Source organism: Mesorhizobium sp. M0870 (assembly GCF_040319775.1).
GTDB lineage: Bacteria > Pseudomonadota > Alphaproteobacteria > Rhizobiales > Rhizobiaceae > Mesorhizobium.
Window position 1 is genome coordinate 1 of sequence record NZ_JAMYOI010000043.1, and the last position, 12,622, is coordinate 12,622.

A 12,622-nucleotide genomic window follows, 5' to 3' on the forward strand; every position below is an offset into this window, starting at 1 on the left:
CGAACAGGATGGAAACGAATCTCCATCCTGTTCGATAGGTCTTACCAGATCCTCATCCAGCCCAACTTAAGTGAACTGCATTACGGGTTCATCCCGGCCTTTTTCATGCCAATCCTGCCTCGATCAGCACGAAGCGCAGCCGCTCCTCGACCGTCGCCAAAGGCAGCGGGACGGTTTCATAGCCCAACTCCGTGTAGACGCCGACCAGCGCATGATAGGTACGCTCGGCCTCCTCAAGCGTCTGCTTTCTCTCCTCATCCTGCGCGAAGATCTCCGGCCAAAGCGGGGCGACGAAGACGCGCTGATGATAGCGGAAGCGCTCGGCGGCAGCGGTGGCGTGTTCGGATACCGGCAGGCCGCTCAGCCTGAGATAGCCGAGCGTGTCCGGAACGCCACAATCGAAAAAAACAGGACGCCCGGTCTGTTCTTGCGCAATTTGATACGAGCGCATCTCCCATGACAGCATCAACTCGGCGAACAGGGCGCGATCACGCCAGGGCAAAGCGGGTCCGCCAATGTCGGACTGGTCGCGGATGATGCCGCGCCCGGCTTCCGCCGAGGTGGCAAAGCCTGCGTGGCGCAGGGCTTCGATCAAGGTGGTCTTGCCGGAACCAGGACCGCCGGTCAGCACGAAGAAGCGATCGGAATCGTTTTGCATGTTTTGTCCATGGAGGGAGCACGCGGCCGGCGCCTTCGCGGCGAAGCTGCCACTGCGCATGCTGCATATCGGAGGAGGGGAGAAGTGGAGGTTTCTGTTGCCAGGTACCTCCGAACCCCGCCTAGAAGTGCGAACCTCTAGGGCTTGATTTGAAGCTATCGCACCGCTTACGCGGCGAGACGTGCTTCCGCATAGTTGTCATTTGCAACTACAGGTTTAGCCCGATGACGGTGGTACCATGCCGGGCAAAAGTACGATCTTTACACCTTCGTCGATCCTATTTCGCCCCCAGCAAAAACCGCTCTGTCATCAGCAGCGGCTTTTGGTGGAGGCGCCGGGTACCGCCCCCGGGTCCGAACGGCTTATTTCATCGCCCATTTATCGCCATAGTCGGTCAAGCCGACAAACTGAATATAGGGGGCCATCGCAAGAAATGGAAGGCCGCAATGGCACTTTATCCCCCTGACAAAACCGCAAGTCCAAAGGGTTGACTTGGGCGCGGTCTCAACCGAAGCTTTGCCCCGGTGAGGAGTTACCGACCTAGCGCACATGTTGCAGCAGCGCCACAGCCCTCATCGATCGGATCCGTGGCGCCGACGAGGGGAATTTTGATGGCCGACTATCTTGCAGACGTGAAGAAATACGATGCCGGCGCCAGTGCTGATGCGGTTGAAAAGATCGTCAAGCACCTAGGCATCGCGCTCAGGAACCGCGATTCCTCGCTGGTATCCTGCACCGACCCGAAGGAACTCGGGCGTGTCAGGGACAACTGGGTCGCCAAGAAGCTCGGCATCAGCGATGCAGCGAAGGCCGATGCATCCATCGAGAAGACTTGCAAGGCAATGGCTGCCGACAACACCAAGAGCCGGGTGACTTTCTACTACCTCGTCGCGAAGGACCTGGGCAAGCTCGGCTCCCTCTGACGACCGCGCTTCAATTCGCAGGGCTGGCGCGGTCCATGCGCCAGCCCTGATGTTGTTGGGGACTGGCGGGCTTCGGGCAGGGCTTGCGCTGCTTTGTGGTGTTCGATTGCCTGTCCGTAAGCTATGATGGCTGGACAACCGAATCGAGCCGGAACCGATGCGCCAGTATCTCGACCTCCTGCAGCACGTGCTGGACAACGGCGCCGATCGCGGCGACCGCACCGGCACCGGAACCCGCTCCGTCTTCGGCTACCAGATGCGTTTCGACCTGGCGCGCGGCTTTCCCGTCACCACGACCAAGAAGTTGCATCTCAAGTCGATCATCCATGAGCTTATGTGGTTCCTGGCCGGCGATACCAACATCAAATACCTCACCGACCATGGCGTTTCGATCTGGGACGAATGGGCCGACGAGAATGGCGATCTCGGCCCGGTCTACGGCAAGCAGTGGCGTTCCTGGCCGGATGGCCATGGCGGCTCGATCGATCAGATCGCGAATCTCCTCAAGGAGATACGCAAAAACCCTCAATCGCGGCGGCTGATCGTTTCGGCATGGAATCCAGCCGAGGTGGAAGCGATGGCGCTGCCACCCTGCCACTGCCTTTTCCAGTTCTATGTTTCGGAAGGGCGGCTCTCCTGTCAGCTTTACCAGCGGTCGGCCGATATCTTTCTCGGCGTGCCGTTCAACATCGCGTCCTATGCCCTGCTGACCGTGATGGTGGCGCAGGTCACCGGGCTGAAACCCGGCGATTTCGTCCACACACTTGGCGATGCGCATCTCTACTCGAACCATTTCGAGCAGGCGCGCGAACAGCTGCGGCGCACGCCGAGGGCGCTGCCGACGATGTGGATCAACCCCGAGGTGAAGGACCTGTTCGCCTTCCGCTTCGAGGATTTCCGGCTGGAAAACTACGTCGCAGACGCGTCGATCAAAGCGCCGATCGCGGTCTAAGGCCGCAAATTTCAGTCGATGCCGACCATCACGTCCGAGGCCTTGACCACGGCATAGGCCTGCTTGCCCTTTTGAGCTTGAGATCGGCGACGGCCTTGTTGGTGATCGAGGCGGTGACGATGGCGCCGCCACCGATGTCGATCGTGACATGCGAGGTGGTGGCTCCTTGACGATCTCGGCGATCGTTCCCCGGAGGGGATGTTGCGGGCACTGATCTTTCCAGGGTTTCTTTGCCGGTCTTTCCAGGACAATTGGTGTCGTACGGACGCTTTCATGGGGCGCCGGGCCTTCCCTTGTTATATTCATGCGGATATATCGGTCGGAGACTTAGGGCTGACTAGCTTTCAAACCGAGGAGAGTTCCCATGCTGCGCAAAGGTTTTGGATCGAGGGCGATCGCCATTGGTGGCTTCGCTGCGGCGCTGATGGCAGTCGTGCCGGCAGCACATGCGGAAGACAAGGTGGTGGTGTTTGCCGCGGCCAGCCTCAAGGACGCGCTCGACGCCGTGAACAAAGCCTGCGAGGCCGATGTCGGCGAGGCGGCGACTGTCTCCTATGCCGCGAGTTCGGCGCTGGCCAAACAGATCGAGGGCGGGGCGCCTGCCGACGTCTTTATCTCGGCCGATCTCGACTGGATGAGATATCTCTCCGACAAGAAGCTGACCAAGCCGGACACCGAAGTGAAGCTGCTCGGCAATGAGATCGTGCTGGTGGCGCCGAAGGACTCGGCGGTCGACACCAGGATCGAGAAGGGCTTTGACCTCGCCAAGCTGATCGGCGACGGCAAGCTCGCCATGGGCGATTTCAAGGCGGTGCCGGCCGGCAAATACGGCAAGGCCGCACTTGAATCGCTCGGCGTCTGGTCTTCGGTCGAAGGCAAGGTGGCGCAGGCCGAAAACGTGCGCGCGGCGCTGAAGCTGGTTTCGACGGGTGAAGCAGCCCTTGGCATCGTCTACGCCACTGATGCGCATGCCGAAAAGGGCGTCAAGGTGGTCGGCACCTTCCCGGAGGATTCGCATCCGCCGATCATTTATCCGGTTGCCCAGACCGCCGATTCGAAGGACAAGGATACGCCGGCTTTCCTGAAATGCCTGCAGTCGGCCAAGGCGGCCGCGCTGTTCAAGGATCAGGGATTTACCGTGCTCGCGCCGAGCAACTGAGTTCCAAGGGGCACTATGAACTGGCTGCTGGACCTCACTCCCGACGAATGGAATGCGGTTCGGCTGTCCATCAAGGTGGCAACGGTGGCGATGCTCGCCAGCCTGCCGCCAGGCATCTTGATTGCGCTGCTGCTTGCCCGGGGACAGTTCTGGGGCAAGACCGTTCTCAACGGGCTGGTGCATCTGCCGCTGATCCTGCCGCCCGTGGTGACCGGCTACCTGCTGCTGCTCACCTTCGGCCGGCGCGGCCCGGCCGGCGCCTTCCTGGCAGAGCATTTCGGCATTGTCTTCTCCTTCCGCTGGACAGGCGCGGCGCTGGCCTGCGGCGTCATGGGCTTTCCGCTGATGGTGCGGGCGATCCGGTTGTCGATCGAGGCGGTGGACCGCAAGATGGAAGCGGCGGCGGGAACGCTCGGCGCCAATTCGCTCTGGGTTTTTGCCACCATCACGCTGCCTCTGATCCTGCCCGGGCTGATCGCCGGCGCCATCCTCGCCTTCGCCAAGGCGATGGGCGAGTTCGGCGCCACCATCACCTTCGTCTCCAACATTCCCAATGAGACGCAGACATTGCCGTCGGCGATCTACACATTCACGCAGGTGCCGGGGGGCGATGAAGGGGCGCTCCGCCTGACGCTGATCTCCATCGTCATCTCCATGGCCGCGCTGGTGGCTTCGGAGGTGCTGGCGCGGCGTGTCGGCCGGCGACTAGACATCGAATGAGCGTTCTCGTCGACATCAGTCATCGGCTCGGCGGTTTCGCCATCGACGCCCGCTTCGAAAGCGCCGGGCGGCTGACGGCGCTGTTCGGAGCGTCGGGGTCGGGCAAGACGACGCTGATCGACATGATTGCCGGGCTGATCCGGCCCGACAAGGGACGCATCGAGGTCGACGGCCGTGTGCTGGTCGATACCGGTGCCGGCATTTTCGTGCCGAAGCACAAGCGCCGCATCGGCATGGTGTTCCAGGACGCACGGCTGTTTCCGCATATGAGCGTTGCCGGCAATCTGCGCTACGGCCGCTGGTTCACGCCGCCGGCGGAGCGCTACGCCGATATCGATGCCGTCGTCGACCTGCTCGGCATCGGGCCGCTCATGAACAGGCGGCCGGCAAAGCTCTCGGGCGGCGAGAAACAGCGCGTGGCGATCGGCCGGGCATTGCTTGCCAGCCCCAGACTGCTGCTCATGGACGAACCGCTGGCCTCGCTCGACGAAGCGCGCAAGGCCGAAATCCTGCCCTATGTCGAAAGGCTGCGCGACGAGACGAAAATCCCGATCGTCTATGTCAGTCATTCGGTCGCCGAAGTGGCGAGGCTGGCCAGCGACGTGGTGATGCTGGCGCAGGGCAATGTCGTTGCCAGCGGGCCGACCGAGGCGGTGATGCAAAGGCTCGACCTGTTGCCGGCGGAGGAGCGCGGTGAGGGCGGCGCCGTGCTGGACACCAGGGTGCTGCGTCACGACGAGACTTTCGGCATGACCGTGCTCGGCTCGGCCGCGGGCGAGCTCCGGGTGCCACAGCTGGCGATGAAGACAGGTACGCCGGTGCGCATCCGTATTCGCGCCCGCGATGTGATGATCGCCACCGAAAAGCCGAGGGGTCTCAGCGCGCTCAACATCCTGCCGGGGACCATTACCGCGATGAGCCCCGGCGAAGGGCCCGCGGTCGAGGTCGGTATCGACTGCAATGGTGCAACCGTGCTTGCCCGCATCACTGAACAGTCGCGGCAGGCGCTGAAGCTCCATCTTGGCGGCAAGGTTTTCGCGGTGATCAAGACGGTGAGCTTCGATCGGGCGAACACCGGCGCCGGCCTGCCCGCCGAGGTGGATGGGTGATCCCGCTATGTCTTTTTGGAATAGCGGTTTCGCCAGGGAGCTTCTAGTATGAGGTTGGACCGCGGAGAGTAATGATGCCGTCGCTGAGCTTGCGGATAAATCTCGACCCCGACGGGCGCGTCGGGCCGGGCAAGATCGAACTCCTGGAACAGATCGCCGCCTTCGGCTCCATTTCGGCCGCCGCGCGCGGCATGGAGATGTCCTACAAGCACGCCTGGGACCTGGTCGAGGACATGAACCGGGTGTTCGGCAAGCCGCTGGTGGCGGCACAGACCGGTGGCCGCAAGGGCGGCGGCGCGCAACTGACGGCTGTGGGGCTGGCGGTGGTCAGCCGTTTTCGCGCCATCGAGCGGGCGGCGGCTTCGGCGGCAGCGACGCATATGGAGGCATTGCAGGCGGAGATTGATGCGGGATAGGGTAGGCAGTAGGCAGTAGGCAGTAGGCAGTACGGCCTATTCCTCTTCCCTGGGCTTTCGCAGCAGGTACGTATCCATGATCCAGCCTTTCATTCGGCGGGCGTAGTCGCGAACCTTTTCGATCTCCGCACCGACATCGCCGAGACGGCCCGAAATGAGGAGCTCGTCTGGTGTGCCGAGATAGGCGCCCCAGTGGATGATCAGATCCTTGTCGTCCAGCGTGTTGAAGGCGCATTTGCCGTCGAGCAGGACGACCGCGCTTCCGGCATTGTCCGGCATGCCTTCCTCAGTCAGGCGGCGGCCGGTGGTGATGAGGACGGAATCGCCGATGCGGTTCAACGCCATCTTGTGGCTGGCGGCAAGTGCCTGGACGGCGGTGATGCCGGGGATCACCTCAAGCTCGAACGCCACATTGCCTCGCAGGCGCACGCGCTCGAGGATGCGTAACGCGCTGTCATAGAGCGAAGGATCGCCCCAGATCAGGAAGGCGCCGCAGCCGTCGCCTGCAATCTCGTCGCGGATCAGGCCTTCGTAAATGGCGGCGATGGCTTCATGCCAGTCATCGACGGTCGAGCGGTAGGAGGGGGCCGGCCCATCTTCTACTGGCCCATCTTCCATTGGCAGATCGCGCACCGGCACGTCGAATTCGACGCGGCGCGACTTCGGGTTGGTGACGAAGCGGTCGCATATCCGGCGGCGCAGTTCGGCCAGCTCATTTTTTTTCGCGCCTTTGTCGGGAATGAACAGCACATCCGCCTGGTTCAGGCCTGATATGGCCTGAACGGTCATGTGGTCGGGATTGCCGGCGCCGATGCCGATGACGAGAAGCTTGCGCATGGGCGAACTCCTGCCCGATCGGAACCCGTTAGTCCAGACCGCGCTGGCGCGTGTCCAGACCGCGCTGGCGCGTGTCCAGACCGCGCTGGCGCGTGTCCAGATCGCGCTGGGTGTCCAGACTGCTTGCTCCAGACCCTTTTTGGTGCGCTAGCGGATGCGGAAGGGCTTTGAAACGCCACATTGAAACGGCTAGGGTCCTGCAAGCATTCTAGCCGAGGGGGCTTCCATGTTGCGATATGTTCTGACCGCCGTGCTGGCCCTGTCGGCTGCGCCCGTATTTGCCAATGATTCGGTTGCCGAACTTGGCACTGGCGGCCTGATCCTGTCGCGCAGCGATGCCGTGGCGATGCAAAGCGAGGACCTTTTCATCTCGCCTGAAAAGGTCACGGTCGACTATGTCTTCCACAACAACACCGATCGCGATGTCGAGGCCATCGTCGCCTTCCCGATGCCCGAAATATCGGGCAATCCCGAAGAAATCCCGGCGATTCCCGAAAACCAGAGCGACAATTTCCTCGGCTTCGAGGTGACGATCGACGGTGCCGCCGTCAAGCCGCAGCTCGAGCAGAAGGTGTTGGCGCTAGGCATCGACATCAGCGCAGAGCTGAAGGCGCAAAACGTGCCGTTCTATCCATTCGGCGATGCGGCGAAGGCGGCCTTGGCCAAGTTGCCGCAAGCGGTTGTCGATGACTGGGTCGACCGCGGCATCATCATCGAGGACACCGGCAGCGACGGCACCGAGACGACCAAGGTCTACACGCCGTTCTGGCAATTGCGTTCGACCTACTGGTGGCGCTCGACCTTTCCGGCCAACAAGGACGTCCATGTTTCCCACCATTACAAGCCGAGCGTCGGCGGCACGTCTTCAGTCAGCTTCTTCTACGACGGCAAATTCCAGGGTCAGTATGCGGCCTACAAGGCCCGCTATTGCATGGACGACACATTCGAGAGTGCGGTGCGCAAGGCGGCGAAGAACGACCCTGACGGCTACCCCAAATATGTCGAGAACCGCATCGCCTATATCCTGACCACCGGCGGCAACTGGGCCACCGGCACAATCGGAAAGTTCAAGCTGACGATCGACAAGGGCAATCCGAAAGCCCTGGTCTCGTTCTGCGGCGACAATGTCAAAAAGACCGGACCGACGACATTCGAGATGACGGCGGATAATTTCTACCCCGAGCGCGACATCGACATCCTGATCCTCGAGCCAACGGACGACATTTGATGGATGTCGCAATCTACGTTGCCATCGCCGAGAACGGCGTGATCGGGCGGGACGGCGGGCTCCCGTGGCGGCTCTCCACCGATCTCAAGCGCTTCAAGGCCGATACGATGGGCAAGCCCATCATCATGGGCCGCAAGACCTATGAGGGCATCGGCCGGCCGCTGCCGGGCAGGTTGAACATCATCGTCACCCGCGACAAGACCTGGCGCGCCGAGGGCGTAGAGGTGGCACATTCGCTCGAAGCCGCGATCCAACTGGCGACGGAGCGCGGGCGCCGCATGGCCGATGTGGACGAGGTGTGCGTCATCGGCGGCGGCGAAATCTATGCCCAGGCCATGCTGCTGACCGATCGGCTGCATGTCACCCATGTGCTGGCAGCGGTCGACGGCGACGCGCATTTCCCGCCGATCGATCCTGATTCCTGGCGCATTGTCAGTTCGCACGACGTCCCGGCCGGGGAAAAAGACAGCCACCCGACGCGCTATTCGGTCTACGAACGGCGTCGAGAGAGACATTGACTGAAAAAAGGGGCATTGAAGGAAGACAAAGGGTCGCGACTGGACAAATCGGACGAAGTCGGCAGCGCATCGCGTTGAAAGCGCCTCGTGGCGTCCCTATAGAAGAACAATACTGGATTTTGCGCCGTAATACCGGCGCTTGAGGGAATTCCAAGCGAAAGGACATTCATGCCCTGGAACGACAAAAGCGGCGGTGGCGGCGGCCCATGGGGTGGCGGCGGCAACAATCAGGGACCCTGGGGGCAGGGTCCAAAGGGACCCAGCGGGCCACAGGGCTCGCCTCCAGATCTCGAAGACATCATCCGCCGCGGCCAGGACCGGCTGCGGCGCGCTCTTCCGGGTGGCGGCGGCGCGAGCCCGGCTATCTTCGCCCTGATCGCGGCTGCACTTGTGGTGCTGTGGGCGTTCAAGGCGGTTTATACCGTGCAGCCCGACGAGGTCGCGGTCGAATTGCGCTTCGGCAAGCCGAAGACCGAACTGTCGCAGCCTGGCCTGCATTTCCATTGGTGGCCGCTCGAAACCGTCGAGACGGCCAAGATTTCCGAGCAGCTCGTCGATATCGGCGGCGGCGGCGCGACAAGTGGCAACACGTCCGGGCTGATGCTTACCGGCGACCAGAACATCGTCAACGTCCAGTTCTCGGTGGCCTATCAGGTCTCCGACCCGAGCGCGTATCTCTTCGATGTGTCCGATCCCGACGGCATGCTGCGGCAGGTTGCCGAAAGCGCCATGCGTGAAGCCGTCGGCCGCCGGCCGGCGCAGGACATCTTCCGCGACGACCGCCAGGGCATTGCCGCCTCGGTGCGTGAAATCATCCAGACGACGCTGGACGGCTACAAGGCCGGTCTCAACGTCAACGCCGTCTCGATCGAGGATGCGGCACCGCCACGTGAAGTGGCCGATGCGTTCGACGAAGTGCAGCGCGCCGAGCAGGACGAGGACAAGTTCGTCGAGCAGGCCAACCAGTACTCCAACCAGAAGCTCGGGCAGGCGCGCGGCGAGGCCGCACAGATCCGCGAAGACGCGGCCGCCTACAAGAACCGGGTCGTGCAGGAAGCCGAGGGTGAGGCGCAGCGCTTCATCTCGGTCTATGACGAATATGCCAAGGCGCCCGATGTAACGCGCAAGCGCCTCTACCTGGAAACCATGGAGAAGGTTCTGAAGGATTCGAGCAAGGTCATCGTCGAGCAGGGCAACGGGCAAGGGGTCGTTCCCTATCTGCCGCTGCCGGCATTGCAGCCGAAAGCGCCGGCACCCGCTGCGCCCAGTGGCGTTACGGGAGGTAACCAGTGATGGCCAACCGTCTTCCCATCATCGTCGTCGCAGCAGCGGTTATCCTGTTCCTGCTCTATTCGTCGGTCTTCGTGGTCAATGCGCGTCAGCAGGCGCTGGTGCTCAGGTTCGGCGAGATCGTCGACGTCAAGAGCGAACCCGGCATCTACTTCAAGGCGCCGTTCTCGTTCTTCGACGCCGACACCGTGCAGCTGATCGAGAACCGGGTGCTGCGCTTCGACCTCGACAACATCCGCGTCCAGGTGTCGGGCGGCAAGTTCTATGAGGTCGATGCCTTCATCGCCTACCGCATCTCGGATCCGCGGGTCTTCCGCTCCGCCGTGTCCGGTCAGATCGAATTGGCCGAGGCCCGGCTCAGGACGCGTCTCGACGCTGCCTTGCGCCGTGTCTATGGTCTGCGTGATTTCGAGGCAGCACTCTCCGAAGAGCGCGGCGTGATGATGCGCGAAGTCCGCGACCAGCTCAGGCCCGATGCCACATCGCTCGGCCTGCAGATCGAGGATGTCCGCATTCGCCGCACCGATCTCACGGCCGAAGTCTCGCAGCAGACCTTCGACCGCATGAAGGCGGAACGCCTGGCGGAAGCTGCCCGGCTGAGGGCACGCGGCAACGAAGCGGCGCAGCGCATCACGGCCCGCGCCGATCGCGAAGTGGTCGAGATTGTCGCCGAAGCGCAAAAAGAGTCGGAAATCCTGCGCGGCGAGGGCGAAGCCCAGCGCAGCGCCACCTTCGCGGGAGCCTATCAGCGCGATCCGGCCTTCTTCGACTTCTACCGGTCGATGAACGCCTATGGCACGGCGCTGGACAACACCGGAACGACGATGGTGCTTTCGCCGAACTCGGAGTTCTTCCGTTTCTTCCGCAATCCCGACGGCAGCGAGGGGCCGGCAAAGCCGGCTTCGCCTGCGCCAAACGCTCCGGCGACGGCACCCGCCGCGCCGGCACAGCCCAGCACCGGCCAGTAGCGGCCGGTGCAGGATTTTCTTGCCGCCATGGGCCTGGTCCTTGTCATAGAGGGTCTGGTCTATGGCGGTTTTCCCGGCTTGGCCAGGAAACTTGCCACCGAAGTGCTGTCGCTGCCCGAGAACGCGCTGCGGATCGCCGGGCTGGCGGCGATCGTGATCGGCGTCGGCATCGTCTGGCTGGTGCGGGGCGCATGACGGCGGCGATGATTTATCCTCTGCCGATAGTCATAGCCGCAAACGTGCCGTATTTTTTGCCAACATGGCGTGACGCGGCGTTTTCGTCGAAGCGCTTTTCTTTTCAAGGATACCGGGAGGCTTCTCGATGACATCCAATACAATTCTGTGCGCGGCTCGGCGGACATTCATCGCCGGCGCGGCGGCACTTCTTGTCAGCGCCGTCGCTGTCCCGTCCTTCGTGACGCCGACATTTGCCGCCGATGGACCCGCTTCGGTCGCCGATCTGGCGCAAGGCCTGCTCGGCGCGGTGGTCAACATATCGACCTCGCAGACGGTCAAGGGCACCGAAGGCCCGGGCGCCGTGCCGATGCCCCAATTGCCCGAGGGGTCGCCCTTCCAGGATTTCTTCGACGATTTCTTCAAGAACCGCGGCGGTGACAAGGACAACGGCTCGCAGAAGGTGCAGTCGCTGGGCTCCGGCTTCGTCATCGATGCCGAGCAAGGCATCGTCGTCACCAACAACCATGTCATTGCCGATGCCGACGACATCGAGGTCAATTTCTCCGATGGTGTCACCTTGAAGGCGACGCTGGTCGGCACCGACACCAAGACCGATGTCGCCGTGCTCAAGGTCGATCCGAAAGGCCACAAGCTGACGGCGGTGAAGTTCGGCGATTCCACCAAGATGCGCGTCGGCGACTGGGTAATGGCGATCGGCAATCCGTTCGGCCTCGGCGGCACGGTGACGGTCGGCATCGTCTCTGCCCGCAACCGCGACATCAATTCCGGCCCCTATGATGACTTCATCCAGACCGATGCCGCGATCAACCGTGGCAATTCCGGCGGACCGCTGTTCAACAGCGCCGGCGAAGTCATCGGCATCAACACGGCGATCATTTCGCCTTCCGGCGGTTCGATCGGCATCGGCTTCTCCATCCCCTCGCAGCTCGCGTCCGGCGTCGTCGACCAGTTGCGCCAGTTCGGCGAGACGCGGCGCGGCTGGCTGGGCGTGCGCATCCAGCCGGTGACCGACGACATCGCCGAAAGCCTCGGCATGGCGACCGCCAAGGGCGCGCTGGTCGCCGGCGTGATCAAGGGCGGCCCGGTCGACAATGGCACCATCCAGGCGGGCGATGTCGTCATCAAGTTCGACGGCAAGGACATCCATGAGATGCGCGATCTGCCGCGCGTCGTCGCCGAAAGCCCGGTTGGCAAGGCGGTCGATGTGCTCATCGTGCGCAAGGGTGTCGAGCAGACCGTGAAAGTGACGCTCGGCCGGCTCGAGGACGGCGAAAAACTCGCCAGCGGCGAGGAGGGCAGCAACACCGATCAGGACAAGGGTGACAAGGCTCCAGCCGTTTCCACTGCTTCGGTGCTCGGCATGACGGTCGGCGAACTGAACGACGAGACGCGCAAGAAGTTCAGCATTGCCGCCGATGTTTCGGGCGTCGTCATCACCGATGTCACCAAGGACTCTGCCGCCGCCGAGCGCGGCATCCAGCCAGGCGAGGTGATCACCGAGATCGCACAGGAATCGGTTTCTACCCCCAAGGATGTCATGGACCGGATCGGCGCCTTGAAGGAACAGGGGCGCAAGAATGCGCTCTTGATGCTGGCCTCGAAGACCGGCGAGCTCAGGTTCGTGACGATCCGAATGGACTGAGATC

General features: G+C 62.7%; 14 protein-coding genes, 1 other RNA gene and 1 pseudogene. 12 read left to right on the forward strand and 4 right to left on the reverse strand.

The features are described from left to right. Positions 1-103: 103 nt before the first annotated feature. Positions 104-658, reverse strand: coding sequence for an AAA family ATPase (locus tag NKH97_RS30830; protein ID WP_352723418.1), 555 nt, complete (start codon positions 656-658; stop codon positions 104-106). An 83-nt stretch (positions 659-741) separates the two neighbouring features. Further along, positions 742-1,101: a transfer-messenger RNA gene (gene ssrA, locus NKH97_RS30835) on the reverse strand. A 168-nt stretch (positions 1,102-1,269) separates the two neighbouring features. Here ssrA and NKH97_RS30840 point away from each other — a divergent pair. Beyond that, positions 1,270-1,581, forward strand: coding sequence for a DUF2853 family protein (locus tag NKH97_RS30840; protein WP_023813086.1), 312 nt, complete (start codon positions 1,270-1,272; stop codon positions 1,579-1,581). Positions 1,582-1,738: 157 nt separating this feature from the next. Further along, positions 1,739-2,533 carry a thymidylate synthase gene (locus tag NKH97_RS30845; protein ID WP_352776198.1) on the forward strand — a complete coding sequence of 265 codons (795 nt, stop codon included), beginning with the start codon at positions 1,739-1,741 and terminating at the stop codon, positions 2,531-2,533. 11 nt (positions 2,534-2,544) lie between these two features. Here the strand turns inward: NKH97_RS30845 and NKH97_RS30850 are convergent. Further along, a pseudogene (locus NKH97_RS30850) lies at positions 2,545-2,784 on the reverse strand (TOBE domain-containing protein). 113 nt (positions 2,785-2,897) lie between these two features. Between NKH97_RS30850 and modA the strand changes: the two are divergent. The 4 genes from modA to NKH97_RS30870 all read left to right on the forward strand — a co-directional run bounded on the left by modA (position 2,898) and on the right by NKH97_RS30870 (position 5,937). Then, positions 2,898-3,692 (forward strand): molybdate ABC transporter substrate-binding protein, encoded by a 795-nt coding sequence (modA, locus tag NKH97_RS30855; RefSeq protein ID WP_128306070.1) that lies wholly within the window; start codon positions 2,898-2,900, stop codon positions 3,690-3,692. 15 nt (positions 3,693-3,707) lie between these two features. After that, positions 3,708-4,412: a molybdate ABC transporter permease subunit gene (gene modB, locus NKH97_RS30860; protein WP_024501415.1), complete on the forward strand. Its 705-nt coding sequence runs from the start codon at positions 3,708-3,710 to the stop codon at positions 4,410-4,412. Continuing rightward, entirely contained in the window at positions 4,409-5,521 is a 1,113-nt protein-coding gene (gene modC / locus NKH97_RS30865; RefSeq protein ID WP_352799579.1) for a molybdenum ABC transporter ATP-binding protein, read from the forward strand. Before modB ends, modC begins: the two co-directional genes overlap by 4 nt. Positions 5,522-5,595: 74 nt before the next feature. Next, the gene (locus NKH97_RS30870) at positions 5,596-5,937 is read left to right on the forward strand and encodes a winged helix-turn-helix domain-containing protein (protein ID WP_023813079.1); all 342 of its coding nucleotides are present in this window, start codon (positions 5,596-5,598) and stop codon (positions 5,935-5,937) included. A gap of 36 nt (positions 5,938-5,973) precedes the next feature. On the opposite strand, the gene cobF is transcribed toward NKH97_RS30870, so the two are convergent. Continuing rightward, the gene (cobF, locus tag NKH97_RS30875; protein ID WP_352799581.1) at positions 5,974-6,774 is read right to left on the reverse strand and encodes a precorrin-6A synthase (deacetylating); all 801 of its coding nucleotides are present in this window, start codon (positions 6,772-6,774) and stop codon (positions 5,974-5,976) included. A 226-nt stretch (positions 6,775-7,000) separates the two neighbouring features. Here cobF and NKH97_RS30880 point away from each other — a divergent pair, with 226 nt between their 5' ends. The 6 genes from NKH97_RS30880 to NKH97_RS30905 all read left to right on the forward strand — a co-directional run bounded on the left by NKH97_RS30880 (position 7,001) and on the right by NKH97_RS30905 (position 12,618). Further along, the gene (locus tag NKH97_RS30880; protein ID WP_352799583.1) at positions 7,001-8,002 is read left to right on the forward strand and encodes a DUF4424 domain-containing protein; all 1,002 of its coding nucleotides are present in this window, start codon (positions 7,001-7,003) and stop codon (positions 8,000-8,002) included. Further along, a complete protein-coding gene (locus NKH97_RS30885) occupies positions 8,002-8,520 on the forward strand; it encodes a dihydrofolate reductase (protein ID WP_352799585.1) in 519 nt (172 codons plus the stop codon). The genes NKH97_RS30880 and NKH97_RS30885 overlap by 1 nt, the downstream gene beginning before the upstream one ends. A gap of 168 nt (positions 8,521-8,688) precedes the next feature. Then, a complete protein-coding gene (gene hflK, locus NKH97_RS30890) occupies positions 8,689-9,813 on the forward strand; it encodes an FtsH protease activity modulator HflK (RefSeq protein ID WP_023813074.1) in 1,125 nt (374 codons plus the stop codon). Beyond that, complete coding sequence (hflC, locus tag NKH97_RS30895; RefSeq protein ID WP_352442873.1) at positions 9,813-10,778, forward strand: protease modulator HflC; 966 nt, start codon at positions 9,813-9,815, stop codon at positions 10,776-10,778. The genes hflK and hflC overlap by 1 nt, the downstream gene beginning before the upstream one ends. Before the next feature lie 6 nt (positions 10,779-10,784). After that, positions 10,785-10,973, forward strand: coding sequence for a DUF2065 domain-containing protein (locus NKH97_RS30900; protein WP_023813072.1), 189 nt, complete (start codon positions 10,785-10,787; stop codon positions 10,971-10,973). 127 nt (positions 10,974-11,100) lie between these two features. Continuing rightward, positions 11,101-12,618 (forward strand): DegQ family serine endoprotease, encoded by a 1,518-nt coding sequence (locus tag NKH97_RS30905; protein ID WP_128305779.1) that lies wholly within the window; start codon positions 11,101-11,103, stop codon positions 12,616-12,618. Positions 12,619-12,622 lie beyond the last annotated feature (4 nt).

What these genes read in the sequence shown, in the direction of transcription:
- NKH97_RS30830 (WP_352723418.1), bottom strand. Translation starts at nt 658, where the DNA reads ATGCAAAACGATTCCGATCGCTTCTTCGTGCTGACCGGCGGTCCTGGT.
- NKH97_RS30840 (WP_023813086.1), top strand. Translation starts at nt 1,270, where the DNA reads ATGGCCGACTATCTTGCAGACGTGAAGAAATACGATGCCGGCGCCAGT.
- NKH97_RS30845 (WP_352776198.1), top strand. Translation starts at nt 1,739, where the DNA reads ATGCGCCAGTATCTCGACCTCCTGCAGCACGTGCTGGACAACGGCGCC.
- modA (WP_128306070.1), top strand. Translation starts at nt 2,898, where the DNA reads ATGCTGCGCAAAGGTTTTGGATCGAGGGCGATCGCCATTGGTGGCTTC.
- modB (WP_024501415.1), top strand. Translation starts at nt 3,708, where the DNA reads ATGAACTGGCTGCTGGACCTCACTCCCGACGAATGGAATGCGGTTCGG.
- modC (WP_352799579.1), top strand. Translation starts at nt 4,409, where the DNA reads ATGAGCGTTCTCGTCGACATCAGTCATCGGCTCGGCGGTTTCGCCATC.
- NKH97_RS30870 (WP_023813079.1), top strand. Translation starts at nt 5,596, where the DNA reads ATGCCGTCGCTGAGCTTGCGGATAAATCTCGACCCCGACGGGCGCGTC.
- cobF (WP_352799581.1), bottom strand. Translation starts at nt 6,774, where the DNA reads ATGCGCAAGCTTCTCGTCATCGGCATCGGCGCCGGCAATCCCGACCAC.
- NKH97_RS30880 (WP_352799583.1), top strand. Translation starts at nt 7,001, where the DNA reads ATGTTGCGATATGTTCTGACCGCCGTGCTGGCCCTGTCGGCTGCGCCC.
- NKH97_RS30885 (WP_352799585.1), top strand. Translation starts at nt 8,002, where the DNA reads ATGGATGTCGCAATCTACGTTGCCATCGCCGAGAACGGCGTGATCGGG.
- hflK (WP_023813074.1), top strand. Translation starts at nt 8,689, where the DNA reads ATGCCCTGGAACGACAAAAGCGGCGGTGGCGGCGGCCCATGGGGTGGC.
- hflC (WP_352442873.1), top strand. Translation starts at nt 9,813, where the DNA reads ATGGCCAACCGTCTTCCCATCATCGTCGTCGCAGCAGCGGTTATCCTG.
- NKH97_RS30905 (WP_128305779.1), top strand. Translation starts at nt 11,101, where the DNA reads ATGACATCCAATACAATTCTGTGCGCGGCTCGGCGGACATTCATCGCC.